Source organism: Simplicispira psychrophila DSM 11588, assembly GCF_000688255.1.
Classification (GTDB): Bacteria; Pseudomonadota; Gammaproteobacteria; order Burkholderiales; family Burkholderiaceae_C; genus Simplicispira; species Simplicispira psychrophila.
Genome location: NZ_JHYS01000003.1, coordinates 213,612 through 239,464, shown reverse-complemented (window position 1 = coordinate 239,464; position 25,853 = coordinate 213,612). Strand labels below are relative to the sequence as shown.

The 25,853-nt window shown below is 62.1% G+C and carries 23 protein-coding genes; 14 read left to right on the top strand and 9 right to left on the bottom strand.

Annotation, left to right across the window (positions count from 1 at the left end):
* Positions 1–44: 44 nt before the first annotated feature.
* Positions 45–692 (top strand): glutaredoxin family protein, encoded by a 648-nt coding sequence (locus Q390_RS0104985; protein WP_037472181.1) that lies wholly within the window; start codon positions 45–47, stop codon positions 690–692.
* Positions 693–722: 30 nt separating this feature from the next.
* On the opposite strand, the gene rpiA is transcribed toward Q390_RS0104985, so the two are convergent.
* Positions 723–1,412: a ribose-5-phosphate isomerase RpiA gene (rpiA, locus tag Q390_RS0104980; RefSeq protein ID WP_027995073.1), complete on the bottom strand. Its 690-nt coding sequence runs from the start codon at positions 1,410–1,412 to the stop codon at positions 723–725.
* Positions 1,413–1,448: 36 nt separating this feature from the next.
* On the opposite strand from rpiA, the gene Q390_RS0104975 reads away from it, so the two are divergent.
* Positions 1,449–2,534 (top strand): quinone-dependent dihydroorotate dehydrogenase, encoded by a 1,086-nt coding sequence (locus tag Q390_RS0104975; protein WP_027995072.1) that lies wholly within the window; start codon positions 1,449–1,451, stop codon positions 2,532–2,534.
* An 87-nt stretch (positions 2,535–2,621) separates the two neighbouring features.
* Here the strand turns inward: Q390_RS0104975 and Q390_RS0104970 are convergent, their stop codons facing one another.
* The 4 genes from Q390_RS0104970 to Q390_RS20490 form a co-directional block, all read right to left on the bottom strand.
* The gene (locus Q390_RS0104970) at positions 2,622–2,969 is read right to left on the bottom strand and encodes a hypothetical protein (RefSeq protein ID WP_051603039.1); all 348 of its coding nucleotides are present in this window, start codon (positions 2,967–2,969) and stop codon (positions 2,622–2,624) included.
* A complete protein-coding gene (locus Q390_RS0104965) occupies positions 2,969–3,364 on the bottom strand; it encodes a phage holin family protein (protein ID WP_027995070.1) in 396 nt (131 codons plus the stop codon). Before Q390_RS0104965 ends, Q390_RS0104970 begins: the two co-directional genes overlap by 1 nt.
* Positions 3,365–3,424: 60 nt before the next feature.
* The gene (locus Q390_RS0104960) at positions 3,425–3,736 is read right to left on the bottom strand and encodes an ElaB/YgaM/YqjD family protein (RefSeq protein WP_027995069.1); all 312 of its coding nucleotides are present in this window, start codon (positions 3,734–3,736) and stop codon (positions 3,425–3,427) included.
* A 114-nt stretch (positions 3,737–3,850) separates the two neighbouring features.
* Positions 3,851–3,985: a hypothetical protein gene (locus tag Q390_RS20490; protein WP_281174773.1), complete on the bottom strand. Its 135-nt coding sequence runs from the start codon at positions 3,983–3,985 to the stop codon at positions 3,851–3,853.
* Between the two features lie 94 nt (positions 3,986–4,079).
* Between Q390_RS20490 and Q390_RS17585 the strand changes: the two genes are divergently transcribed.
* Positions 4,080–6,671: a chemotaxis protein CheW gene (locus Q390_RS17585; RefSeq protein ID WP_084153782.1), complete on the top strand. Its 2,592-nt coding sequence runs from the start codon at positions 4,080–4,082 to the stop codon at positions 6,669–6,671.
* 45 nt (positions 6,672–6,716) lie between these two features.
* Here the strand turns inward: Q390_RS17585 and ligA are convergent, their stop codons facing one another.
* The 3 genes from ligA to smc are packed head-to-tail and all read right to left on the bottom strand — an operon-like array spanning position 6,717 to position 13,517.
* Complete coding sequence (ligA, locus tag Q390_RS0104950; RefSeq protein WP_027995068.1) at positions 6,717–8,810, bottom strand: NAD-dependent DNA ligase LigA; 2,094 nt, start codon at positions 8,808–8,810, stop codon at positions 6,717–6,719.
* Positions 8,811–8,827: 17 nt separating this feature from the next.
* A complete protein-coding gene (locus Q390_RS0104945; protein ID WP_027995067.1) occupies positions 8,828–9,961 on the bottom strand; it encodes a cell division protein FtsZ in 1,134 nt (377 codons plus the stop codon).
* 16 nt (positions 9,962–9,977) lie between these two features.
* Positions 9,978–13,517, bottom strand: coding sequence for a chromosome segregation protein SMC (smc, locus tag Q390_RS0104940; RefSeq protein ID WP_027995066.1), 3,540 nt, complete (start codon positions 13,515–13,517; stop codon positions 9,978–9,980).
* Positions 13,518–13,886: 369 nt separating this feature from the next.
* Here smc and Q390_RS0104935 point away from each other — a divergent pair, with 369 nt between their 5' ends.
* The 10 genes from Q390_RS0104935 (at position 13,887) to Q390_RS0104890 (ending at position 24,385) form a co-directional block, all read left to right on the top strand.
* Complete coding sequence (locus tag Q390_RS0104935; protein WP_027995065.1) at positions 13,887–14,237, top strand: hypothetical protein; 351 nt, start codon at positions 13,887–13,889, stop codon at positions 14,235–14,237.
* Positions 14,238–14,300: 63 nt separating this feature from the next.
* Positions 14,301–14,861 carry a hypothetical protein gene (locus tag Q390_RS0104930; RefSeq protein ID WP_027995064.1) on the top strand — a complete coding sequence of 187 codons (561 nt, stop codon included), beginning with the start codon at positions 14,301–14,303 and terminating at the stop codon, positions 14,859–14,861.
* A gap of 307 nt (positions 14,862–15,168) precedes the next feature.
* On the top strand, positions 15,169–15,732 hold the full coding sequence (locus Q390_RS17580; RefSeq protein ID WP_051603038.1) for a hypothetical protein: 564 nt from the start codon (positions 15,169–15,171) through the stop codon (positions 15,730–15,732).
* Between the two features lie 212 nt (positions 15,733–15,944).
* The gene (locus Q390_RS0104920; RefSeq protein WP_027995063.1) at positions 15,945–16,484 is read left to right on the top strand and encodes a hypothetical protein; all 540 of its coding nucleotides are present in this window, start codon (positions 15,945–15,947) and stop codon (positions 16,482–16,484) included.
* 145 nt (positions 16,485–16,629) lie between these two features.
* On the top strand, positions 16,630–17,991 hold the full coding sequence (locus Q390_RS0104915; protein ID WP_027995062.1) for a sensor domain-containing protein: 1,362 nt from the start codon (positions 16,630–16,632) through the stop codon (positions 17,989–17,991).
* A gap of 119 nt (positions 17,992–18,110) precedes the next feature.
* Positions 18,111–18,623 (top strand): MarR family winged helix-turn-helix transcriptional regulator, encoded by a 513-nt coding sequence (locus tag Q390_RS17575; protein ID WP_051603057.1) that lies wholly within the window; start codon positions 18,111–18,113, stop codon positions 18,621–18,623.
* Between the two features lie 76 nt (positions 18,624–18,699).
* Positions 18,700–20,169, top strand: coding sequence for an efflux transporter outer membrane subunit (locus tag Q390_RS0104905; RefSeq protein ID WP_027995061.1), 1,470 nt, complete (start codon positions 18,700–18,702; stop codon positions 20,167–20,169).
* A gap of 58 nt (positions 20,170–20,227) precedes the next feature.
* The gene (locus tag Q390_RS17570; RefSeq protein ID WP_084153781.1) at positions 20,228–21,442 is read left to right on the top strand and encodes an HlyD/EmrA/EmrK family protein; all 1,215 of its coding nucleotides are present in this window, start codon (positions 20,228–20,230) and stop codon (positions 21,440–21,442) included.
* A 10-nt stretch (positions 21,443–21,452) separates the two neighbouring features.
* Positions 21,453–23,027 (top strand): DHA2 family efflux MFS transporter permease subunit, encoded by a 1,575-nt coding sequence (locus Q390_RS0104895; protein ID WP_037472178.1) that lies wholly within the window; start codon positions 21,453–21,455, stop codon positions 23,025–23,027.
* A 170-nt stretch (positions 23,028–23,197) separates the two neighbouring features.
* Positions 23,198–24,385: a VanZ family protein gene (locus tag Q390_RS0104890; protein ID WP_027995059.1), complete on the top strand. Its 1,188-nt coding sequence runs from the start codon at positions 23,198–23,200 to the stop codon at positions 24,383–24,385.
* 167 nt (positions 24,386–24,552) lie between these two features.
* Here the strand turns inward: Q390_RS0104890 and Q390_RS0104880 are convergent, their stop codons facing one another.
* Entirely contained in the window at positions 24,553–24,804 is a 252-nt protein-coding gene (locus Q390_RS0104880; protein ID WP_027995058.1) for a DUF2789 domain-containing protein, read from the bottom strand.
* Between the two features lie 380 nt (positions 24,805–25,184).
* Between Q390_RS0104880 and Q390_RS19375 the strand changes: the two genes are divergently transcribed.
* Positions 25,185–25,343: a DUF3309 family protein gene (locus tag Q390_RS19375; RefSeq protein ID WP_084153780.1), complete on the top strand. Its 159-nt coding sequence runs from the start codon at positions 25,185–25,187 to the stop codon at positions 25,341–25,343.
* Positions 25,344–25,853 lie beyond the last annotated feature (510 nt).

The window sequence follows — 25,853 nt, the reverse complement described above, 5'->3', positions numbered from 1 at the left end:
CGAATGTTGCACCAGCGCACGCTCAATTTTTTGAAAATGACACCATGCACTTGCCAGCCCACACCACGCTGACTCTGGCTGCGGCCCTGTGCGCCCTGGCCTGCTCCAGCTTGGTCCAGGCCCAGCCGGTCTACCGCATCGTCGGCCCCGATGGCAAAGTAACATTTTCTGACCGCGCGCCGAACGAAGACGCCAAGCCCACCAGAGCCGCCGACACGCCCGCAAGCGCGGACGGTAGCAGCGCCCTGCCTTACACCTTGCGCCAAGTGGCGTCGCGCTTTCCCGTCACGCTCTACACCGCAGCTGACTGCGCGCCCTGCACCAGTGCCCGCAACCTGCTGGTCGGGCGCGGCGTGCCGTTCACCGAGCGCAGTGTCAGCAGCAACGAAGACATCGTGGAGCTGGGACGCCTGGGCGGCGGCTCCAGCCTGCCCTTTGGCACCATTGGCGGTCAGCACCTGACCGGTTTTTCAGACAGCGAGTGGACACAGTACCTGGACGCCGCCGGCTACCCGAAAAAATCAGAGCTGCCGAGCAACTACCGTCAACCGGCGGCTATGCCATTGGTAGCCGTCAAACCTGTTGTGCCAGCAGCCGCTGCGGCGCAAACCCCGCCACGCGATGCGCTGCGCCCTGCGCCCACCACACCCACCGGCCCTGGCCCCAGCAACCCGGCGGGAATTCGTTTCTAGAGTTTGAACAGATTGAGCAGCTGCTGAGGCTCAATACACCAGCGTCTGCACGCCTTGTGTCGTACCCAGCAGGCAGACTGAGGCTTTTTGGTGTGCAAACACACCGACCGTCACCACGCCCGGCCACTGGTTCACTTCTGATTCAAATGTCAGCGGATCGGCAATCGCCAGGCCAGTGACGTCCAAAATATGCTGGCCGTTATCGGTGACTAAAGGCTGGCCGCTCTTGCAGCGCAGCACGGCTTGACCTCCCAGAGCAGCAAAGCGGCGTGCTATCTGTTTCGCCGCCATCGGAATGACTTCGACTGGCAACGGAAATTGGCCCAACACCTCCACACGCTTGGATTCGTCGGCAATGCAGATAAAGCGCTGCGCCAGCGACGCGACAATTTTTTCGCGTGTCAAGGCAGCGCCGCCGCCTTTGATCATGTGGCCGTGGCCATCGATTTCATCGGCGCCGTCCACATAGACCGCCAGGCTCTCGACTTCATTCGCATCCAGCACGGGGATGCCGATGGCTTGCAGGCGCTCGGTGCTGGCGACCGAGCTGGAGACGGCAGCACGAATCTGGTCTTTGATGCTGGCCAGCGCGTCGATGAACTTGTTGACTGTCGAGCCGGTACCCACGCCGATGATGTCGCCCGGCGTGATGTATTGCAGCGCCGCTTGGCCGACCAGTGTCTTGAGTTCGTCTTGTGTCAGGGGAGTAGGTGTTGTCATGGGGGAGAATCAGGGGATGAATTCTGAATTATCCCCATGTCACTGATTCCCTACGCTCTCACCCGCCGGTTTTTGTTTGGCATGGACGCCGAGGCCGCCCACGACTTCACTATGGATATGCTGGCACGCGGCCAAGGCTCGCCACTGCAATGGGCCTGGTGCCACGAAACCATTGACGATCCGATCGAGCTGGCAGGTCTGATTTTCCCCAACCGCGTCGGCATGGCCGCGGGACTGGACAAAAACGCCCGTTGCATCGACGCGCTGGGCGCCATGGGTTTTGGTTTTGTTGAAGTGGGCACCGTCACACCCAAGCCCCAGCCCGGCAACCCCAAGCCGCGCATGTTCCGTCTGCCTGAGAGCCGAGCCCTGATCAACCGCTTGGGCTTTAACAACGACGGCCTGGACGCCTTTGTACGCCATGTGCAGCAGGCCAAATTTCGCACGCAAAGCAAGGGCCACCACCCGATGCTGCTGGGCCTGAACATTGGCAAGAACGCCAGCACCCCCATCGAAGACGCCACCAGCGACTACTTGACCTGCCTCGACGGCGTCTATCCGCACGCCGACTACGTCACCATCAACATCAGTTCGCCCAACACGCAAAACCTGCGCGCACTGCAAAGCGATGCGGCCTTGGACAGCTTGCTGGGCGCGATTGCCGAGCGGCGCGAAGTGCTACAGCAGCAATACACGCAAACCGATAGCAAAGGCTATAGCAGCGCCCGCCGGGTGCCGATTTTTGTCAAGATTGCCCCTGATTTGGATGAAACGCAGGTGGGCGTGATTGCCGCCACGCTGCAACGCCACGGCATGGACGGCGTGATCGCCACGAATACCACCATCCGCCGCGACGCGGTGCAAGGCCAGCGCCATGCCGAAGAAACCGGCGGCCTGAGTGGCGCACCAGTGCTGGAAACCAGCAACCAGGTGATTCGCCAATTGCGCTCGGCCCTGGGTAGCCGCTTTCCGATCATTGGCGTGGGCGGCATTCTGAGTGAGCAGGATGCCATCAGCAAAATCCGCGCCGGTGCCGATGTAGTGCAAATCTATACCGGCTTGATTTATGAAGGCCCGGGACTACCCAGCCGTGCTGCGCGGGCTATCAAAGCCATGGCATAAGCAAAAAAAGTAAAAAGAGCGACCCGTCAGACATGACGGGTCGCTCTTTTTTTTGGGGACTGCGCTACCAACGCGGCACAGAAAAAATCAACGCTGCGTGCGCAAACGCAGCAGCAGCGGCAACACCAAGCCGGCCCAGCGCATCAGCCGTTTGGGGCCAGCGACAACTGCTACGCCTGCCACTGCGGCCACCGCCAACGGGTACTGTTTGGCAAATACAACCGCACGCAGCGCCACCGAGGCGTCGGGCGGCAGTCCCGGCTCAGCCCGCTGCATGACTTGCTGCTGTGCACGCCGGGCACGCCGGTCGCGCAAACGCTCGCGCTGCGCGGCGATACGGTCCAGCACCACCTGCTGATCTGCGGTTGGCGTAGGCAGCGCCGGTGCGGCAGCTGAAGGAACCGAAGAAGTAGAAGGCGCGGAAGGGTGTGTCATCACAAATGCTCCTTGATATCCAGCCAGTCCTGCTTCAATTCACGCCGTGTCAGCCCAAAGGCATTGCCCGCCTGGCGCGCCGTCGAGAGCAAGGTCATCAACATGCCAGCCCAGACTACCAACCAGCCCCCGGCCAACAACCATGCCACCAAAATGCGCTGTGGCGTGTCCCAAAACTGCACAATCAGCGCCAGCGACAGCACTATCAGGGCCACCACCGTGAGTGCAGCCACCAGCAAAGCCAGCACCAGCACTTGGCGCAAACGTTGTTTTTGCGCCTGCCACTCCAGATGCGCCAACTCCAGACGGTCTTCAGCGGCCAGAGCACTCTCGATTCCGGCAGCGTGCCAGCGTGCGACAAAGGCTTCCAGCCCCAGCAAAGAAATCCAGTTCATGTGTGCTCCTTTCTGGGTAGTGACAGGGACAGCGCCTGCCGTGACACCATCATCCGGCGATCAGCGACGTGCAAGCAAAAAGCCCACCAAGGCCCCCACCGCCAGGGCTGCACTGGCAACGCGCCACGGCTCATCATGCGCATAGCGGTCAGCCACACGGGCAGCTTCACGGGCCTGACGGGCGGCGTCCTGGGCAGCATTCACAGCGGCATCGCGCACGCTGTGCATGCCATCGTCCAGACGTTGGCGCAATACCTTAATTTCAGGAAGGCTGTCCAGATCACGGCTGGAGATCAGGCCGCGCAGATCCGCAACCAGTTTTTCCAATTCGCTTTGAGTGGTGGGGATGGCGTCAGCAAAATTCTTTGTCATACAAGTCTTTCAACACGATAAAAACGAGGGCCTTTCCCTGCGGCCAGGGTCTTGGCCTGCCAAGAGACGTCCTATCTTAGCCACGAGTTGTCAGACACACATCACATAGACCGATCAAAAAACTTTTTTTGGCACCAGTCCTACAAAAGGCAGGGCCTTGCATTGTTTTTGTGCCGCGCTGGCGCTTTTCCCCCAATGCAAAATGCTGTTTATTTCTCTGAAAGAAACCATAACGGTGGCTGCGGCCATGGGTATTCCGACACCTGGCCCGTCTCTTGCTTTATATATTTGGTCAGTTCCTGGCGTGGGTACCAACCTGCGACACCTACCAAGAAAGCTATCCATGCCATCCAATACCATCGACCACACCGACATGTTCATGCCGTTCATGCGCAATGTCACACGTTGCGAGAGTTCGCTGCGGGAGCTGAATCTGATGTGGCGCCTGATTGAAGCTTCGGCCAAGATGAATTGCCCACAAGAAGCCCACAGCATCTTGCCGATGGTGGCGGCTACACGCGAAGGTTTTCAAAGACTGGAAGGTGATCTGGTCACTTCTTTGGTGCAGGAATCACTGGGCAAAGTGCTGTCAGAAATCAGCACCCACGCCCGCCATGTCATCGACATCATGGTGCGTAATCTTTACGAACGCACTGCCGACGTAGGATTTCTGGCCACCGATCGGCAGTTGTGCCGCTTTGTGGCCTGCGTCGATAACGACCTGGGCCCAGTGTTGGCGCGCTTGCGCGAGTACCGCAGCAAATACACCGTCTATGACGACATCATGCTGATGGATTTACACGGCAACGTGCTGGCGCAGATAGACGAAGACTCGCCCGTAGAGGGCAGCCGCGACCCCCTGCTGGCGCAAACGCTGCAAAGCCACAGTTATGTAGAGACTTTCCGCGCCACCGATCTGCGGCCGGGCAAGCCCCATGCCTTGATTTATTCACAACGCATGCTGCACCCGCGTACTGGCGAGCCTGTAGGTGTGCTGTGCCTGAGTTTCTCGTTTCAGGAAGAGATGCAAGGCATCTTTCACTCGCGGCAAAACGAAAACGCACGCAATATCGCCCTGCTGCTGGACGCTGACAACCGGGTCATCGCCAGCGCTGACCCGCTCTGGGTGCCCGTCGGTGCCCAGGTGCCAGTGCACCAAAATAGGGCATCGCCTGTGCTGCTGCACGGCGGACGCACCTATTTGACGCAAACCGTGGCGGCGCAGGGTTATCAGGGCTACCCGGGCCCGCTTGGCTGGCGCGGCCAAGTCATGGTGCCGGTAGAGCTGGCATTTGTGGCCCAGCCCAGCCGGGCCATCGACCGATTAGAACCTGCCATCGCCCAGGGCCTGCTGGCGCACGCACACACTTTCTGCCCGCCTTTGTACGAAATCGTCAGCGCTGCAGACACGATCCGCCGCGTAGTCTGGAATGGCCAGGTCATGACCGCCGGCCAATCAGGCGGAGTGCAAAAGCTCAAGGCCATCCTGGAGCAGATTGGTGAGACAGGTGCACGCACCAACGAGATGTTCAGCCAATCCATCCGTGATTTGTACGACACGGTATTGAGCTCGAGCATGCGTGACAGCGAGTTTCTGACCCAATTGCTGGTGGATCTGCTCGACCGCAACCTGTACGAGCGTGCTAACGACTGCCGCTGGTGGGCCCAGACTCCCGCGCTGCGCGCCCTACTGGCCAATCGCACGCCAGATACCACCGGGGCTTGCCAACTTCTGGAGCACATCAATAGCCTCTACACGGTGTACACCCGTCTGGTGGTGTACGACCGCCAGGGCCACATCGTGGCCGCCAGCCGTCCCACCTGCCAAGATGGCAGCAGCGTGCTGGGCACGTCGCTGGCGTCAGACACGCTGGCTGCCGTGCTCGCCTTGCCCAGCACACAGTCCTACCACGTCACCCCCTGGGGACCCTCGCCCCTGGACGATGGCAAGCACACCTGCGTCTACCACGCTGCTATTCGCACGCCCGGCGATGACAACGCCGTGGTCGGGGGCATCGGCATTGTTTTCAATGCCAGCGGGGAGTTTGCCGCCATGCTGCACAGCGCCACAGCAGGCAAACCCAACACAGTCACAGTGTTTGTCGATCGCCGCGGAGAAGTCCTTGCCAGCACCGACCCAACAAGACCAGTGGGCCAGTTTCTCGCTCTACCCAGCGACATGCAGGCACTGCCCAATGGGGCCAGCTTGGCACGCGCCATGGTGCATGACGGCCACTACTGCATCGTGGGTTGTTCAGCCTCCAATGGCTACCGTGAATTCAAGGTCAGCGATGGCTACCGCCATGACGTACTGGCGCTGTCTTTTGAATCGTTTGGTGCTGTGCAAAGCGGCGCCACCGATGCCGCCCAACGCCGGCGCACCACGCTGGTGTCCGATGTGACAGCACCAGGCAACCAGGAAATGGCCACATTTTTTGTCGATGCCGGGCTCTTTGCTCTGGACACGCAAGGCATTTTGGAGGCCTTACCCGCCAGCGCCATCGCCACAGTCTCGGTGGGTCGGCTGCCCTACTGCGTAGGGGCCGTGGCGCGCAAGGCCCAGGGCAACATCACGGGCTATATCTGGGTATTTGATCTGGGCCACCTGCTGCGCGGCACGCCCTCGCAGGCGACACCGCACAGCCAAGTCATCGTGCTGGAACACGATGACCGGCGCATCGGTCTGCTGGTCAATGAACTGCACGGGGTGACCACTTTCGCCAGCCATCGGATCATGCAGGCCCCGGCCCTGACGGGCTACAACGGCCAACTCATCGACCGCCTGATTAAAGCCAATCAGGGGCAAGTGCTGGTGCAGTGCCTGGATGTCGAAAAAATTATGGCCCTACTGCGCCGATCCAGCGATACTACAGCCCCCCCACTGCCAGAGCCGGGCCTTGACCTTGCCACGCCAGCACCCCGGCGGGCGGCCTAACGCGCGCAGGCCAGCGTCAGGAAAAGGCCCGCTCCAGCGCACGCATCAAGGCGGGGCCAATAGCGCCCACATGCCCGCCTCATCCAGCACGGGGACGCCCAACTTCAGCGCTGTAGCCAGCTTGCTGCCGGCTTCCTCACCCGCTACCACATAGCTGGTTTTTTTGCTCACCGAGCCGGCCACCTTGGCGCCGGCGGCTTCGAGCCGTTCTTTGGCCTGCTCGCGGCTGAGCGTGGGCAGCGTGCCGGTAATCACCACGGTCATGCCCGCCAGTGGCTGAGCGGCGCGCTCGGCCGGTGCCCCTTCTTCCCAGGCCACGCCACAGGCACGCAGCTGTTCGACCACCTCGCGGTTGTGCGGCTGGTCAAAAAACGTACGCAAGCTGTGTGCCACCACCGGGCCAACATCGTTCACCTGCAGCAATTGCTCCTCGGGCGCGTCCATGATGGCGTCCAGGCTGCCAAAGTGGCGTGCCAGGTCTTTCGCCGTGGCCTCGCCCACGTGGCGAATACCCAGGCCAAACAGAAAGCGCGGCAGAGTGGTCTGTTTCGACTGCTGCAACGCAGCCAGCAGGTTCTGCGCTGATTTGTCAGCCATGCGCTCCAGCGCCAGCAGGGACACCAACCCGAGACGGTACAAGTCGGGCAGCGTGCCGATGACGTGCTGCTCGACCAGTTGATCCACCAGCTTGTCGCCCAGCCCTTCAATGTCCATGGCGCGGCGCGCGGCAAAGTGCAGGAGGGCCTCTTTGCGCTGGGCCGGGCAGAACAGCCCGCCCGTGCAGCGGTGATTGGCCTCGCCCTTTTCGCGCACCACGGTGCTGGCGCACACCGGGCACTGCTTAGGCATCTGAAAATTGGGCACATACACCGGGCGCGCAGGCGCACCCGGCACCAAGCCGACCACTTCCGGAATCACATCGCCCGCGCGGCGCACGATCACCTGATCGCCGACGCGCACCTTTTTTTTGCGGATTTCAAACAGGTTGTGCAGCGTGGCATTGGTCACCGTGACGCCGCCGACAAACACCGGCGCCAGGCGCGCTACCGGAGTCAGCTTGCCGGTGCGCCCGACTTGTATATCAATGCCTTCGATGCGTGTCACCATCTCTTGCGCCGGGTATTTGTGCGCCACCGCCCAGCGCGGCTCGCGCGCTACAAAGCCCAGTCGGCGCTGTACCTCCAGCGCGTTGACCTTGTAGACCACGCCGTCAATGTCGTAAGGCAGCTGGTCGCGTGCGGCGCCGATGTGCTGGTGATAAGCTATCAATTCAGAAGCGCCTTGCGCAATCTGCACCTGGGCTGCGACCGGAAAACCCCATGATTTCAGCGTTTGCAGCAGGACGTAGTGCGTGGCAAACGCCGGGCCACCCTCGTCCGCTGGCGTCACTGCGCCCAACCCATAGGCAAAAAAGCTCAACGGCCGCTGTGCGGTGATACCCGAATCCAACTGGCGCACCGCCCCGGCGGCAGCATTGCGCGGGTTGACGAAGATCTTGGCGCCCTGCGCGCGCTGGCGCTCGTTGAGCGCATCAAAGTCGGCGCGGCGCATGAACACCTCACCGCGCACTTCCAGCAGCGGCGGCACGCCGCTCGGCAACGTGAGCGGAATTTGCCGCAGCGTGCGGATGTTGTGCGTGACGTTCTCGCCCACTTCACCATCGCCGCGCGTGGCGGCCTGCACCAGCTGGCCATTTTCGTAGCGCAGGCTCATCGCCAAGCCGTCAAATTTAGGCTCAGCCACATATTCCACCAACGGGTCGCTGTCCTGCAGGCCCAATTCGCGGCGCACGCGCGCATCAAAAGCTTGCGCGCCGCTACCCTGGGTGTCGGTTTCAGTGCGGATGCTGAGCATGGGCAGGGCGTGGCGCACCGGCGCCAGACCCTCCATCACTGCACCGCCGACGCGCTGGGTAATGGACTCGGGTGTGACCAGTTCGGGATATTGAAACTCCAAGACTTCGAGGGCTTGGTAGAGCCGGTCGTATTCAGCGTCAGGCACCGTGGGCGCGTCCTGCACGTAGTACTGGTGCGCCCAGGCATTGAGCTGCGTGCGCAGCGCCTGCACTTCTTTTTTAATAGCTACAAGCGCAGCCCTGCTGGGCTCTGTAGCCCCAAAAAGCTCTAAATTATCAGTCATGGCAGCGCACCGCCGCCTCAGCTGAACAGACGCCGTGCCAGTGACGAACCGGCGGCCAGATCGCGGCTATCGAGCTTGTCGTAGAGCAGTTCCAGATCCGTGGCGATGGGTTCCATGGCCATGGCCGGCAGCGGCGAGCCATTCTGGTCGCACAGCACACCGTCCATATGGGTACACAACACCACGGCAATCTCGCGCAGGCGGGCAAACGGCTTCTCGGTGCGATTCACCTGGGCCACGTCCAGACTGATCAGCAGATCGCGGATGGCAGACTGATCCATGTCATCGGCCGTGGCAGCCTGGCCATCAAACACCAGATTGAGCAGGGGCGGCAAACCCGACGTACTCGCCGGCAGCACCATGCGCCCAGGCAGCACGCCCGCCACAAAACCCATGCGGGCGGCATTTTGCTGCAAATAACCGGCACTCCAGGCCGCACGGCGCGCGCGCAGCACAAACGCCAGTTGCGCATCGTGCTCGCTGGCAAACTGGTCCAGCTCGCGCGCCCGCGCCACCTCGTGCAGCATGTCCGGAAAATCTGGCGCCGCGTTGATCGAATCGGCAAAGGCCTGCGCCTTGACCACAAACTCGGAGTACTCGATTTCATTCAACGCGCCCGTGCGGTTGGCCAACTGCACACCGGCTTGAAACAAGCGATAGCGCTGGCCCGTCAGGGGCCGCTCCCACTGCTGCATCTCTTCGTTGAAGCCTTCAATGCCAAACGGTTTGCTGCCCACGCGGCGCGTGGTGGGCATCGCGGCCAGTGCGGCCTCGCCCGACACCGGTTGATCGGACTGCATGGGCGCAATCACATCGATCAGCGGGTCCAGACCAGAACGGCGCTCATGCATGCGCACGGGCGCGGGCAGGTTGTGGGCATCGCTATCGTCAATGGCGTGGGAGGTGGGCCCCGGCACCGAGTCGAAAGTTGAATGGATGCTGTCGGGCGGATGCGGGATAGGGACCTGGCTGTGGGGCCCGCCGCCAGCGTCAAATGCCGGCTCTTGGCGCGACAGTTCGGAGTCGCGTTCAAGATCGGGTGGACGGGCCTTTTTCGGCGCATTGCGGCGTGCCGTCCAGGCGTTGTAGACAACGATGAGGGTCAACAGAACGACGCCAATGATGGCCAGGCTGATTTGCAAAGTGCTCATGGTGGGTAGGTTGGGTTCAGGCGGCGTCAGCCATTGACAGGGCAGACTCCATGTCCACTGCCACGATACGCGAGACGCCCTGTTCTTGCATGGTGACGCCAATCAACTGCTCAGCCATTTCCATGGCGATCTTGTTGTGGCTGATAAACAGGAATTGGGTTTCTTTACTCATGCTGGACACCAGTTTGGCATAGCGTTCGGTGTTGGCATCGTCCAACGGGGCATCGACCTCGTCGAGCAGGCAAAAAGGCGCCGGATTGAGTTGAAAAATGGCAAATACCAGTGCGATGGCGGTCAGCGCTTTTTCGCCACCCGACAGCAGGTGGATAGTCTGGTTTTTTTTGCCGGGCGGCTGGGCCATGACCTGCACGCCTGAGTCGAGAATTTCATCGCCGGTAACGATCAGGCGCGCATTGCCACCGCCAAACAGCTCGGGGAACATGCGCCCGAAATGGCCATTGACTGCGTCGAAGGTGCCCGAGAGCAGCTCGCGCGTTTCAGCGTCAATCTTGCGGATGGCGTCTTCCAGCGTGGTCATGGCTTCTGTCAGGTCAGCGGTCTGCATGTCCAGAAAGGTCTTGCGTTCGCGCGCCACCGCCAGTTCGTCCAGCGCCGCCAGATTGACAGCGCCCAGCGCAGCAATCGCTTGGTGCAAGCGGTCGATCTCACCCTGCAAGCCCGTCACGCGCACGTTGCCTGCCGCTATCGACTGGCCCACAGCCTCCAGATCTGCCTGGGCGTCTTGCAGCAGCGTGGTGTATTGCTCCACGCCCAGGCGCGCGGCCTGCTCCTTGAGCTGGAATTCGGTGATGCGCGCGCGCAGCGGGTCGAGCGCACGCTCGATCTGCACGCGCCGCTCGTCGCTGGTGCGCAGCTGGGTCGTGAGGCCATCGTAAGCGCTGCGCTGCGCTGCCAGCGCCTGCTCACGCTCCATTTTTTGCGCCAGCACCTCCTGCAAACCGCCCTGCGCAGCGGCGTCAGACAGGCGCTCCAATTCACCCTGGGCGCGCACGCTCTCCTCCAGCAGCGCAATGGCTTGGCCACTGGCAGTGGCCAACGTGCGCGCGAGTTCGGCGCGGCGTGCGTCCAGGCTGCGCTGCGAAAACGTCGCCTCTTGCGCCTGGCGCTCCAAGCGGCGCTGCTGCTCGCGGCACTCATTCAATTGGCGTTCAGCCCCGATGACGCGGTCGTCCAGTTGGGCGTGGCGCTCCTGCGTATCGGCCAGTTGCATGTCCAATTCTTCAAAACGCGCTTCGGCCAGCACACGGCGTTCCTGTAGATCGGCCAATTGGGCCTCCACCTCGGCCAGATCGGCGCCAAGCTGCGTGCTGCGCGCGCGCGTCTGCTCGACCAGTTGCGACAGGCGCAGGTGCTCGACCTGCAGCCCATGCGTACGGCTTTGCGCCTCGCTGGCCTCGCGGCGCACGGCAGTCAGGCGCTGGGCGGCGTCGGCATAGGTCGATTCGGCACGCACCAGCGCGCTACGGGCTTCTTCGCTGATCAGCGCCTGGGCGCGCAACTCCTTGGTCAGATGGTCAATCTCCTGCGCGCGTGCCAGCAGACCCGACTGTTCGGAGTCCTGTGCGTAAAAGCCCACGCTGTGCGGCGTGACGACATGGCCACCGGGAATGTAAATGGCTTCACCGGCCTGCAACTGGCTGCGCCACGTCAAGGCGTCGTCCAGTGTGAACGCGGTGTAGCAGCCCTGCAACCAGTCCGTCAGCACGGCGCGCAAACCCGCGTCTTGCAAGCGCAGCCAGTCGGCCAAACGCGGCAAACCGCTGCGCTGCCCAGGGGCTGGGGTGGCTACACCGACGACCGGGGCGCTGAAAAACGCCAGCTTAGCCGGCGGCGCATCGCCCCCGCTCGCCCCCAGAAAACCGCGCACGCTGTCCAGTCGGCCGACTTCGAGTGCACCCAAACGTTCGCGCAGCGCGGCTTCCAGTGCATGCTCCCAGCCACTTTCAATATGGATACGGCTCCACAGCCCTTGCAGGCCGTCCAAGCCGTGTTTGGCCAACCACGGTTGCAGCTTGCCGTCGGTTTTGAGCTTTTCTTGCAGCGCCTTCAGCGCTTCCATGCGCGCCGACAAATCGGCCTGGCGTGCAGATTCATGGTTCACCGTCTGCTGGCGCGTGCGCCGATCCTCGTCCAGTTGCGGCACGGCGTCTTGTAAATCGGCCAGACACGCTTCGGTCACTTGCGTATCTGCTTGCGCGGCGTCTAGTTGGCTGCGCAGATTTGCCAGACGCGCCTCGTCCGGCGCGGCCAGCGCATTGCGGTCAGCGCGCAGGCGCTCGTAGCGCGTATCGAGCTGGCGACTTTGTTCGTCGATGCTGCGCTGTTCAGCCGCCAGCACGCCAATCTGTTGCTGCACCTGCACCACAGCGCTGCGCTGTTCGTTGGCGTGGTGCTGACTTTGGCGTAAACCCTCTTCGAGATCGGGCAGTTGCAGCGCCTGCTCTTCAACCTGCGCAGCCAGCAATTCAGCGCGCTCCTCAGCATCAACACCCGCGCCCGCCAAGTTCTCCAGTTCAAATTCAGCTGCGTCTTTGCGCTCTGACCACTGCGTGATTTGCTCGGCCAGCGCCACCAAGCGCTGCTGCACACGCTGGCGACCCTCGATGACGTAGCGAATTTCGGCTTCGAGGCGCCCGACTTCGGCCGTGGCCTCGTACAGCTTTCCCTGCGCCTGGGTGACCTCGTCGCCCGCGGCGTAATGCGCCTGGCGGATGGTTTCCAGCTCGGATTCGATGTGCCGCAGCTCGGCCATGCGCGCCTCCAAGTCGTTGACGGCCTGCAGACCGTCGGCTCGTACCCGCGCCTGCTCGGCCTCGGCCTCGGCACGCTTCAAAAACCATTGCTGGTGCTGTTTGAGCGTGGCCTCGGCCTGCAGCGCGTGGTACTGCTGCGCCACCTCGGCCTGCAGCTCCAGCTTTTCCAAGTTCAGGTTCAACTCACGCAGAATGTCTTCCACCCGCGTCAAGTTCTCGCGCGTGCCGCCCAAGCGGTTTTCAGTCTCGCGGCGACGCTCTTTGTATTTGGAGACACCGGCCGCTTCTTCGAGAAACAGGCGCAACTCTTCGGGTCGGCTTTCGATGATGCGGGAAATAGTGCCCTGACCAATGATGGCGTAGGCGCGCGGCCCCAATCCGGTACCTAAAAACACGTCCTGTACGTCGCGCCGGCGCACCGGCTGGTTGTTGATGTAGTAGCTACTGGTGCCGTCGCGCGTCAGCACCCGCTTGACGGCGATTTCGATGTACTGATTCCATTGGCCGCCGGCACGGTGGTCGTGGTTCTCAAACACCAGCTCAACGCTGGCGCGGCTGGCCTGCTTGCGCGTGGTGGTGCCGCTGAAGATCACGTCCTGCATCGACTCGCCGCGCAGCTCGCTGGCCTTGCTCTCGCCCAGCACCCAGCGCACCGCATCCATGATGTTGGATTTGCCGCAGCCGTTAGGCCCGACCACACCCACCAGCTGGCCGGGGAGCAGAAAGTTGGTGGGCTCGGCAAACGACTTGAAGCCAGAGAGTTTGATGGAATTGAGACGCACGAATCACCTGTAAAGCCGCACCACTGGCACAGCGCCAGAGTCGGCCGGTAGCCGCCGCCGCGCGCTTTTGCGTGCAGCAGTACAAGGGGTGAATGGTAACTGAGGCAGATGCTGCACCGCACGATTCCCCGCAGACAAAAAGCCCTCGCCCCACAGAAAAATGCAGCGTCGCAGGCGTAGCCCAAACACCGTGGTGCGCATCGGGCTCTCTCCTACAAACAAGTCAGCGTTTTGGAGCCGCGCCAGCTTCGGCAAGGCCAGCACACTTGCATCCAAGGCAACCAGCAAAGTCGCCCAATCAATGGACACCCCAGATGGGCTGGAATGTCCAAACGGTTCATTTTTTGTTTCACTCTAGGAGGAACTTTTATGCAATATCCATTTTTCTCAGTCCCTCTGAAAACTTTGTTGGCCAGCACCGTACTGTCGGTGGCTGCTACCGGTGCCGTGGCACAAACCCCCGCGCCAGCGACCAACCCCAGCACAGTAGGCGTCACCCCTCAGGATGCCTCGGAGGCCATGCAGAAGGCAGTGCCACGCGCCGACACCGGCACGGTGGTGCGCACCGACGAATCGGCACCCGACAAGGCACGCAGTGCCGTGGATACAACCCGTGCGAACAACGCAGCCATGCCTGCCGCCACCATGAATAACGATACCCACGTTAAGCGCAACACCACACGCAGCATGCCGCGCCGTGCCCGCGCTGACCGCAACTGACGCGTTGCCACGCATCCCCCGTCTCTTTTTTCTTTCCCTTTTTCCTTTTCTTGAAAGCACCTCATGAATACCAATACCGTTACCACCAACACTACAACGACTCCCTCCGGCACCATGGTCACCGGCCTGTTTCCTGACCGCGCCACCGCCGAAGCGGCTTACCAGACCGCCTATACCCGTGGCTACACCCGCGACGACGTGGATCTGGTGATGTCGGATGACACCCGTAAAACCCACTTCCCCCACGATGGCACAGTCGTCGAGACCGAACTGGGCAACAAGGCAGCTGAAGGCGCAGGCGTAGGCGGCGCGATTGGCGGCACTATTGGCGCTATCGCTGCAGCGGTGGCTGCCGTAGGCACCACACTGGCGCTGCCAGGCCTGGGCTTGGTGATTGCCGGACCGCTGGCTGCAGCTATTGCCGGCGCTGGTGCGGGCGCTGCAAGCGGTGGCCTGATTGGCGCGCTGATTGGCTGGAACATGCCAGATGAGCGCGTCAAGGACTACGAAGATGGCGTCAAGCAAGGTGGCATTCTGATGGGGTTGCGTACCCGCAACCCTGAAGACGCAGCCTACTTTGAGAATGAATGGAAGAACGCCGGCGGCCGCCATATCTATAGCTAAAGCGTTGCAGTGACCTGACTTGTCACAACCAAGCCAAGTCCCTGTCGCCAAGGTACAGCCATCTCCCCGAGATGGCTTTTTTATGATGGTGGGCGGGGTCTTGTCACTTTTCACCTACCCGTCCAATGCCTGCCCCATGCCTGTTGCATTACCCGTCCCTGTGCCTACCTACCCACCCGGCTCTCTGCCCAAGCGCATAGGGTATAGCACTGTGCGCTGCGCCTGTGCTGGCCTGGCCCTGATGACAGCTGCGCTAGGGGGCGCCGGCACTGTGCCGCCGCCAGTAGGCGGGCAGCCTAGTGACGCCATGGTCTCCGCGCTGCCGGTGCTGTCAGCGCAGGCCCGGCAAGTGCACGCCTGGGTGGTCGGCAGCGGTAATCAGCAAGGGATGCCGTTTGCGCTGATCGACAAAGAAGCGGCGCAGCTATACCTGTTTGATGCCCAGGGCGCACTGCGTGCAGCATCACCGATACTGCTGGGGCTGGCACGAGGCGACTATTCGGTGCCCGGTATCGGCGAACGCAAGATGTCTGAGATACGCCCCCATGAACGCACTACGCCGGCCGGGCGTTTTGTCTCTGAGCCAGGTCGCAACCTGCAAAACCAGGACATTGTCTGGATCGAATACGACACCGCCGTGTCGTTGCACCGGGTGCGCTCTAGTAATAGCGCCGAGCGTCGACTGCAGCGCCTGGCTACTGCCACGGCCTCCGACAACCGCATCTCGTATGGCTGCGTCAATGTGCCGACGGCTTTCTATGACCGCTACGTCGCACCTTATTGGGGTCAACAGTCAGGGGTGATTTACGTCCTACCCGAGACCGAACCAGCGGCCTTTTTCTTTGGTTTTGACCCGGCTATGTATCCGTGATCAGCAGGCATGGCAACCCATTGCAGTTCACTTGCGAGACACTTTCCTACACCCGTACGCGCTCTTGGTTGGCGCGTGCAGCGCACGTACCCGCTGACACTGCAGGCTTGAAGCAAGGGCATGTCACATAGCGATGCATCGGCGTCGCCGGCTGACCACCCAAGCGGCCCTGCAGTCTTGGGCTTCGCCATTTCTGAAGAAAGCGCAACACCATGTTGAATATCCCTTCCATACGCATCCTGCCTCTCGCTGCCGCACTGGCGCTTGTGACCACCACAGGCATGGCACAAGACACCACACGAAGCAGTACGCCCGCAGCTTCCTCTGCTATCACGACCGTGGGTGTCACACCGCAAGACACGCAAGAGGCGATGAAAAAAGCCTCATCAAACACCCAGACTGGCACGCTGGTGCGCACTGAATCGGCTAGTGCCAAGCGCGCCCATGCCAAAGCCAAGGACATCCATCCCAGCAAAACCCATACCCCCAGCACAGCCGGCCAGCAGCAGGCACCGCGCCCTGCTGGCGTAGCAGGCCACAAAACCAGCGGTACGGTAACCAACACCACCACGCCCAGTGCTGCCATGGGGATTACTGGAATGGTGCCAGGGGCCAAGGCCACAACTGGCGACGCCAGCAACACGCGCGACAACGCGGACAAAGGCAACGGCAATGCCTTTGGCGCCGTAGATACCGCCCAACCCATGGACACCATGGGCAACCGCGGCAGCAGCACGCCCCGCAAGCCTTGAATACCCATGTTCAGTGTTCCCCACCTGGGCCGTACCCAATATTTTTAATGGCACCCGTGGCGCAGCGCTAGCGAGTACTCCAGCCCCGTACCAGCGCGGCACGCACAGGCTGGGCACAATGGGATCGGCTCCATTTGAAAGGCCCATGCAAGCCATGCCCAACCACATTGCTTCGCTCAATCTCATTGACCTGCTGCTGGATGCTGTCTGCATCGTTGCAGCAGACAGCCGCATCATTTTTGTCAGCGCCGCTTTCGAGCGCATTTTTGGCTATACAGCCGAAGAAGTGGTGGGTCATCGGATGCTCGACCTAGTGCACCCGCAAGACGTGGAGCGCACCCGCAGTGCAGCACAAAACGTGAGCGACGGCGCGGTGCAACTGGACTTCGAAAACCGCTATGTGCACAAGCAAGGCCACACCGTGCATATCCGTTGGACGGCGCGCTGGCTGGCAGACCGACAAGTGCGCTTGGCCGTGGCCCACGACATCACAGAGGCCAAGCACACCGAAGCACGACAGACCGCGGTATATGCCATTGCCAGGGCTACCCACTCGTCAGCCGACCTGGACGCCCTGTTCGCACAGGTGCATCAGACCATTGGCGAACTGCTGGACGCGCGCAACTTTGCCGTAGCGTTGTACGACGCCGCCACAGACAAACTGAGCTACCCCTACCACGTTGACACCGTGCAGCCTGCGGCGCTGCAGTCCTGCGCACTGGTCGATGACGCGCGCTGCGCCCAGGTCATCGGCCAGCGCCAGGCCCTGCTGATCACCTCATCCGCCGATCCGGCTGCGCCCATGCATCCAACAGAGTCGCATCGGCACTGGCTGGGTGTACCGCTGTTGACGCAGCAAGGTGCCATCGGCGTACTGATACTGCAAGGCGACGGCAAAGAGGTGCGCTATAGCGAGCAGGACAAGGAGTTGCTGGAGTTTGTCTCAGGCCAAGTGGCGATCGCCATTGAGCACCAACAGCTGCACGCACGGCTGTTGTATATGGCGCAGTACGACCACCTCACCGGACTACCCAACCGCGCCCTGCTGCTCGACCGCACGCACAGCGCACTGGCCCGCGCACAGCGAGAACAGAGCCAGTTGTCGTTGCTATTTGTAGACCTGGACCACTTCAAGAAGATCAACGACACCCTGGGCCATGCCATGGGCGACCTGTTGCTGCAGCAGTTTGCACAGCGTCTGAATGGCTGCGTACGCAGTACCGACACGGTGGCGCGCTTGGGCGGCGACGAGTTTGTCGTCCTGCTGGAAGGCGGCCAGTCGTCCAGTCACGCGCAAAACGTGGTGCAAAAAATACGCGCGACCTTTGCCATGCCATTTGTGCTGCAGCAGCATGTCGTGACCATGGCGCCGAGCATTGGCATGGCCATATATCCCCAGCATGGCAGCGATGCGCACCAGTTGCTCAGCTATGCCGATACCGCCATGTATGCCAGTAAAAAAGGCCGCCGCGCCACCGCCACCGACCTTGCCAGCGCCACGCGATAAGGCCACTTCGGGCGACGGCCAACCAGACCGTTCGCTGGGGCCATTAAAAACCCTGCAGCAGTCTAGGATTTAAATTGAATGTTGCGACAACTATTGTCTATGCAATTAAATTGCTGACCATGCAAGATCGTCCATCCGCCGCCAAAACTGTCGCAGCTGCGTTTTATGTGCCCGGCCAATACACGCCTGACAAGAGCGTAGGCTACCTGATGCGCAAGGTGCTCAGTTCCATCCTGTCGCAAGCCGACGCCCAACTGGCGCCGCATGACGTCACCTATGTGCAATATTTACCGCTGTACAAACTGCTGCGCAGTGACTGCGACACCGTCGCAGCACTATCGCGCGAACTAGAGATTGATCCGGGCGCCATAACACGTGCGCTCGACCGGCTCGAAGCCAAGGGCTTGGTGCGGCGCGAGCGCTCCACCGCAGACCGCCGTGTAGTGCACTTGGCATTGACTGATGCCGGCCGCGCCGTCGCCACCCAAGTACCCGGGGTGCTGGCCGAGGTACTCAACGGCCACCTGAGCGATTTCAGCTATGCCGAATGGCAGCAGATGCTGCAGTTTTTGCAGCGCATGTTGGCGAATGGCGATGCGCTGCGCCAGTCGTCCAGCAAACACGCCGCTTGACATCTGGCGCCGCCTGCCTTTCGCCTTTCCGCCTTTCCGCTCTTTCACTTTCCCCGCTTTTTCTTCCAGGTTTTTTATGCCTCTGACCTCCGTTCGCACCCGGGCCCTGGCGCTGCGCCGGCCCGCCGCACTGTGCGCGCTGACCATTGCCTGTCTACTGGCAGCCGGTTGCGCCTCGCCCGGCCCGACCCATACGCCCCTGGCGGCCACCCCAGCGGCTGCGCTGGGCTTGGTCCAGGCCACATCGGAGCCCCTCGGCGCGCAGTGGTGGACGGCGCTGGGCGACCCCCAACTCAACACACTCATCGCGCAGGCCTTGCAAGGCAATCCCAGTCTAGACATGGCCCAGGCCCGCCTAGCACGCGCACTGGCACTGGCCGATGCCACCCGCACCGCCAGCCAGCCACACGCCACACTGCAGGCCGACGCCTCGCGCCAGCGCTACAGCGCCAATGGCCTGTTTCCGCCGCCCGTTGCCGGCAATACCTGGAACAGTGCCAACCTGCAGGCCGGCCTGCGCTGGTCGCCCGATTTTTTTGGCCGGCACAGCGCCGAACTGCAAGCCGCCCTGGGCCAAGCGCGCGCCGCGCAAGCAGATAGTGCCGCCGCTGCCAGCGCACTGGCCACCCAGGTCAGCCGCAGCTACGTGGCGCTGGCGCGCCTGCTGGCGCAGCGCACCGTGGCCGAACGCAATCTGGCACAGCGCAATGCCCTGCTCCAACTCACGCAGGAGCGCACCCAGGCCGGATTGGACAGCCAAGTCGAACTGACCCAGGCCCAAGCCGCCCTGCCCGATGTGCGCGTACAGATCGAGGCGCTAGACGAGCAGATCATGCTGGTGCGTCGCCAAGTGGCGGCACTGTGCGGTCAAGCGCCGAATGCGCAGACAGAGCTGTCGCCCCGACTGGAACAACTGGCGCTGGGCACCCTGCCCGAAGTGCTGGGCGCCGACCTGCTGGGCCGCCGCGCTGACGTAGTGGCTGCACGCTGGCGCGTCGAAGCCGCTGCACAAGACGTGGCGGTAGCGCGCACCGCGTTCTATCCAGACATCAACCTGAGCGCCTTTGTCGGCCTGAACGCACTGGGGCTGAACCACCTGTTCAGTGCCGGTTCACGCCAGATGGGCGTGGCTCCGGCGCTGACCCTACCGCTGTTTGACGGCACCCGCCTGCGCGCCCAGCTGGGTGCGCGCCAAGCCGAACTCGATACCGCCATTGCGCAATACAACGGCGCCGTGCTGACAGCTGTCAAAGAGGCTGGCGACGCCATCGGATCAGTGCAGTCGCTCACCCGCCAGCAAGCGCTGCAGGCACAGGCCGCCGCCAAGGCCGAAACCGCCTACGACTTTGCCTTGCAGCGCTTTCGCGCGGGGCTAGGCAACTATTTGGTGGTGTTGAACACGGAAAGCCCCCTGCTGGCCCAGCGCCGCCTGGGCGTGGACCTGCACGCCCGCCAGCTCGACACCCACGTGTTGCTGATGCAGGCGCTGGGCGGCGGCTGGAGCAATGACACCGAGCCCAAGCTCGCGTCCACGCCAGCGCGCTGACGCCGGCTACAGCCATAGCCACAGACAGCACCGAATACATAAACCGAGAGATTTTTTCATGAGCGAACTGAACTCACACGAACACAACACCGCACGCCGGCGCGGCCTGACCGTGATAGCAGCCCTCGTCGTCCTGGGCGGCCTGGCCTGGGGTGGCTGGCACTGGATGAACACTCGCCACTTTGAAACGACCGACAACGCCTACGCCAGCGGCAATGTGGTGCAGATCACGCCACAGATAGGTGGCACCGTGGTGGCAATCGGCGTCAACGACACTGACTTCGTGCGCGCTGGTCAGATGCTGGTCACGCTGGACTCGGCCGATGCCCGCGTGGCGCTGGAACAAGCCCATGCACAACTGGCCCAGACGGTGCGCGAAGTGCGCACGCTGTTTGCCAACAACGCCCCGCTCAAAGCCCAGGTCAGCCTGCGCCAAGCTGACTTGGCACGCGCCCAGGCCGAAGCCACCCGCACCCAAGAAGACGTCAACCGGCGCAGCCCGCTGCTGGCCACCGGCGCCGTCGGCAAGGAAGAATTCCAGCACGCCACGGCGCAGCTGACCGCCGCCAAAAGCGCCGTGACCGCCGCCCAATCGGCCGTACTGGCCACCCAGGAGCAGCTGGTCGCCAGCCAGACGCAGACCGAAGGCACCAGCCCCGAAGACCACCCCAATGTGCAGCGCGCCGCCGCCCGCGTGCGCGAAGCTTGGCTGGCACTGGAGCGCACGCAGCTCAAGGCCCCCATCTCCGGAACCATCGCCAAGCGCGGCGTGCAACTGGGCCAGCGCGTAGCCGCCGGCGCACCGCTGATGACGGTGGTAGCGCTCAGCGATCTGTGGGTCGATGCCAATTTCAAGGAAAGCCAGCTGCAAAACCTGCGCATCGGCCAAAGCGCCACCCTCCAGGCCGATGTCTATGGCAGCCAGGTGCTGTTCCACGGCACCGTGACCGGTCTGGGCGCTGGTACGGGCGCAGCCTTTGCGCTGCTGCCGGCGCAAAACGCCACCGGCAACTGGATCAAGGTGGTGCAGCGTGTGCCGGTGCGCATCGCGCTCGACCCCAAGGAAGTGGCCGAGCACCCGCTGCGCGTGGGCCTGTCGATGGACGTGTCGGTGGACATCCGCCAGCAGGACGGCAAGATGTTGTCCGATACCCCCAGCACCACGCCGCCCCAGGCCACCGAGGTGTTTGACGCGCAACTGCACGCCGCCGATGCGCAGGTGCAAACCATCATCGCCGCCAACCTGGGGCGCAACAAGGCGTTGAGCCATTGAACGCTCCCACATGACTGCCCCCGCTGCTCCCGCCGCCTACATTCCGCCCGAGCCCCTCAGCGGCAGCACGCTGCTGCTGGGTACGCTGGCGCTGTCGTTGGCGACATTTATGAACGTGCTCGATTCGTCGATTGCCAACGTGTCCATTCCCGCCATTGCCGGCGACCTGGGCGTCAGCCCCGGCCAAGGGACGTGGGTGATTACCAGCTTTGGCGTCGCCAACGCCATCTCAGTGCCGCTGACCGGCTGGCTGACGCAGCGCTTTGGCGCGGTGCGCCTGTTCAGCATGAGCGTGCTGTTGTTCGTCCTCACGTCGTGGCTGTGCGGCTTTGCCTCATCGCTGGAAATGCTGGTGTTCTTTCGCGTGTTGCAAGGCTTGGTGGCGGGGCCGATGATTCCATTGTCGCAAACCCTGCTGCTGTCGAGCTTTCCGCGCGCACTGGCTGGCACCGCGCTGGCGCTGTGGGGCGTGACCACACTGGTGGCGCCGGTCGTCGGGCCGCTGCTGGGCGGTTGGATCACCGACAACATCTCCTGGCCATGGATTTTTTACATCAACGTGCCTATCGGCCTGCTGGCGGCCGGCTTCACCTGGGCCATCTATCAAAAACGCGAAACACCGACGCGCAAGCTGCCCATCGACACCATCGGCCTGACGCTGCTGGTGCTGTGGGTCGGTGCGCTGCAACTGATGCTGGACAAGGGCAAGGAGCTGGATTGGTTTTCTTCGCCAGAAATCATCGCCCTGGCGGTGGTGGCGGTCGTCGCGCTGGCGGTATTTATCGTCTGGGAGCTGACCGACAAGCACCCAGTGGTCGATTTACGCCTATTCAAGAGGCGCAACTTCGCCTTTGGCGCGTTGTCGCTGTCGATTGCCTACGCGCTGTTTTTTGGCAACGTGGTGCTGTTGCCGCTGTGGCTACAACAGTGGATGGGCTACACCGCCACTTCCGCCGGCATGGCGCTGGCGCCGGTAGGGCTGTTTGCGATTTTGCTGACACCCATCGTTGGCCGCAAAGTCGGCAGCTGGGACCCACGCCGCATGGCAACCGGCGCCTTCATCGTGTTTGCGCTGGTGCTGTGGATGCGCGCGCAGTTCACCACCGAGACCGACTTTGTCTCGGTGCTCATCCCCACGGTGATCCAGGGCGCGGCGATGGCGTTTTTCTTCATTCCGCTGACCACCATCACCCTGTCGGGCCTGTCACCCGAACACATCCCGGCCGCCGCGGGCCTGAGCAACTTCACCCGCATCACAGCCGGAGCCATGGGCGTGTCCATTTCCACCACCCTGTGGGAGAGCCGCGCCGCCCTGCACCACGCCCACCTGACGGAAGGGATGGTGCAAGGCCAGGGCGTATTTGCCCAAACGCTGAACGGCCTGACCAACAGTGGCTTGTCGATGGAGCAGGCACTGGCACAGGTCAACCGCCTGATCGACCAGCAGGCCTACACACGCGCTGTGGACGATATTTTCCTCGGCTCGGCTTACCTGTTTCTGGCGTTGATCGGCCTGATCTGGTTCACCCAGCGCCCGGCCAACGCGGGTGCCGGCGCAGCCGCCGAAGCCAGCGGCGCACATTGATGGCTTGACGCTTTCACACCCGAGACATTTGAAGCCAAAAGAGCTGCCAGCGCTTGTGTACCAAGCGCTCACAGCTCTTTTATTTATAGTAAAAACCCGCCGGAAAGCGCTGAGCTATAGCTTGGCAAACAAATGTGGTGTGATATCTGATTCAGGCATCAGAGGCACGCATGACATCGCTCCACGCCAGTTCCAAAAGCTTCCGGGTCGCCTTGGGCCTGTTGTGCCTACTGATCGTGTATGGCTCGCTGTACCCGCTCACCTGGAACTTCTCGGCGCCGCAAGACTTCATCTGGTGCGGTCCCATCGGCCTGATGGACCTGATCGAGAACGTCATCCTGTTCCTGCCGCTGGGCGCTTTGCTAGGCTGGTCCGCCCAAGGGAATACGCACAAGGGCCGCCATTTCGCCACTTGGTTTGTGCTGGCGCTGGTGCTGGCCAGCACCCTGCAGTGGCTGCAGAAATACCTGCCGCGCACCCCGGCGCTCTCGGATGTGCTCTTCAACCTGGCCGGTTACACGCTGGGCTGGGCCGCTGGCCTGGCCTCGGGCTGGCGCGTGGCGCGGCTGCTGCACCGGCACCCACAATGGGCCGAGGCAGATCGGTTCGCCCTGGTGCTGCTGGCACTGTGGCTAGTGGCAGAGCTGTATCCGCTGATTCCGACGCTCGATGTTTCTTCGGTTGCACACAACGTCAAATCGCTGTGGCAACAGAATCCGTGGCAACCGCGGCGCATGCTGCTGCACCTGGGCATGGCGGTGATCGGCCTGTCGGCCGTCACGCACTTGGCGCGCACTGCCCAACTCGCACTGTATGCACGCCCGCTGGCCCTGCTGGTGGCTTTGGCCGTGCTGGCGGGCAAGTTCGTCATCGTGGGCCAATCGCCCGGCATGGCGGTGGTGGCCGGCATCGTCGGCGGCTTTCTGCTGTGGCGCTGGATCGACACTTGGCCAGCCGGGCAACGCTGGACGGCTATGGCTGGACTGGCCTTGTTCACCTATGTGCTAGATGCCCTCTGGCCCTGGCAATGGCGCAACCCGCCAACTGCCATGGACTGGATGCCGTTTGCGTCGGCGCTGAAGACCTCGGTGCAGGCGGCGATCACGGCACGGGCATTTGAAGGTCTGTGCTTTGGCACCATCCTCTGGAGCACGACGGTGCGCCACGGCGCCGGGCTGCCCGGCATGACATTTTCCACGGCACTGCTCGCGTTCGCCTGCGAGTGGACGCAGCGCTATCTGCCCACGCGCACCGCCGAGATCACGTCAGTGCTGGTCGCGCTGGCCATGGGCTGGATGTTGTCGGTCTGCATGGGTCGTGTCTCATTTCAGTCCACCGCCTCCCATGACGCCGGGTGAAAAATATTTTTCCAGCGCTGCACCATCTGCCACGGCCCCGCGCAATCCGGCACAGTTCACACAAAGCATGTTCCCGCGCGCCGGCTTGGACGAGGATGTTTTGTGAGGCATCCCGGTTTTTTATGGAGTGCCAGAAAACAGCACCGCCGCAGAGCCTGGATTCAAGATCACGATCCACTCTTGACCGGCGCACGCAACGCCAAGTTGAATTGATCCACCAACTCGGCCCAGTCGGCATCCTCACGCCACTCCTCACGCAGAAAAGCCGCCTGCGCCGATGTCCAGAAAGGCGCATTTGCCAGTTCGATATCTCCCGCCAAAGGGGAATGCTGGCGCAAAAAAGCCTCAATCGCCGTATCGTCCGTGGGCAAGCCCAACTGCGCAAACAATTCTGAAAAATGGTGAATGCTGCTGTCCATGGTGTAGAACTCCTGAGTTGCAAAGGGGGAAAGTGATGTAAGCAAAATATTACCTCCCAGTATCCGCAGGAATTCCCTGCAACTCGCCTGTTGCGTGCCAACAAGCGAAGAAGGATGACAAACTCAAAAATAACGCTCTCGCGTCACACTGACGCAATCACCCAACCAGACCCGGTCGGCCATGACTGCAGGACAATCAGTGTTTTGCCATTTTCGGGCGCCGCTGGCACCGGCACACACATTTGCACATGGCAGGGCGTGCGCGGCGCCCTGTCCGACCCTGGGCATCAGCAAACGCTGACACGTTCAGCGGCTACCCCCTGTCGCAAACTAGCCGGACAGCGCCCAACAATCTCTCCATCACCCCAGGAGAAACTGCCATGTCACTGTCCTTGATTCTTTTGATCGTCCTGATCCTGATTCTGGTGGGTGCCCTGCCCAGCTGGGGATATAGCCGTTCCTGGGGCTACGGGCCGAGCGGTGGCGTCGGCCTGGTGGTGCTGATCCTGGTCGTCTTGCTACTGATGGGGCGAATCTAGGCGCCACGCTGGGCTGATCACTAGAGCACTACAGCCCAGCGCTGATAAAAAAAGTATTAAAAAAGCCCACAGCCCAATACTGGCGTGCGGTTGTAGCTATTATTTTTTAATAGCTATTGGGGCCTTTCAGCAGCTCAGAAATAAACACCGCTCCAAGTCAGCGGGCGCGCTGCTGTTTTTTGGACAGCTACGAATAAAAAATTCGTTCACTGATCCACTGACCTCTCACGTTTGAACAGTGCGTTACGGCAGCTCGCAGCCACCGTCTGTGACAGGTATTTCACCGCCATACGCAAGTCGCCTGACTCATGGCTGTACACGCCTAGAAATTCCCGCATTACCGCCAACAAGCTGTCCAGCGCCAGCAGCTGTGTATGCGCGGCTGGAGCAAAGCCGACTGCTTGCACCGGCTTCAGCGTGGCTTGCACCCGGTGCACGCGCTCTGGGGCCGTTGGATGTCCACGCGAAGCCACGTGCCAAATATTTGGAATTGATCCCTCACCCTGTTAT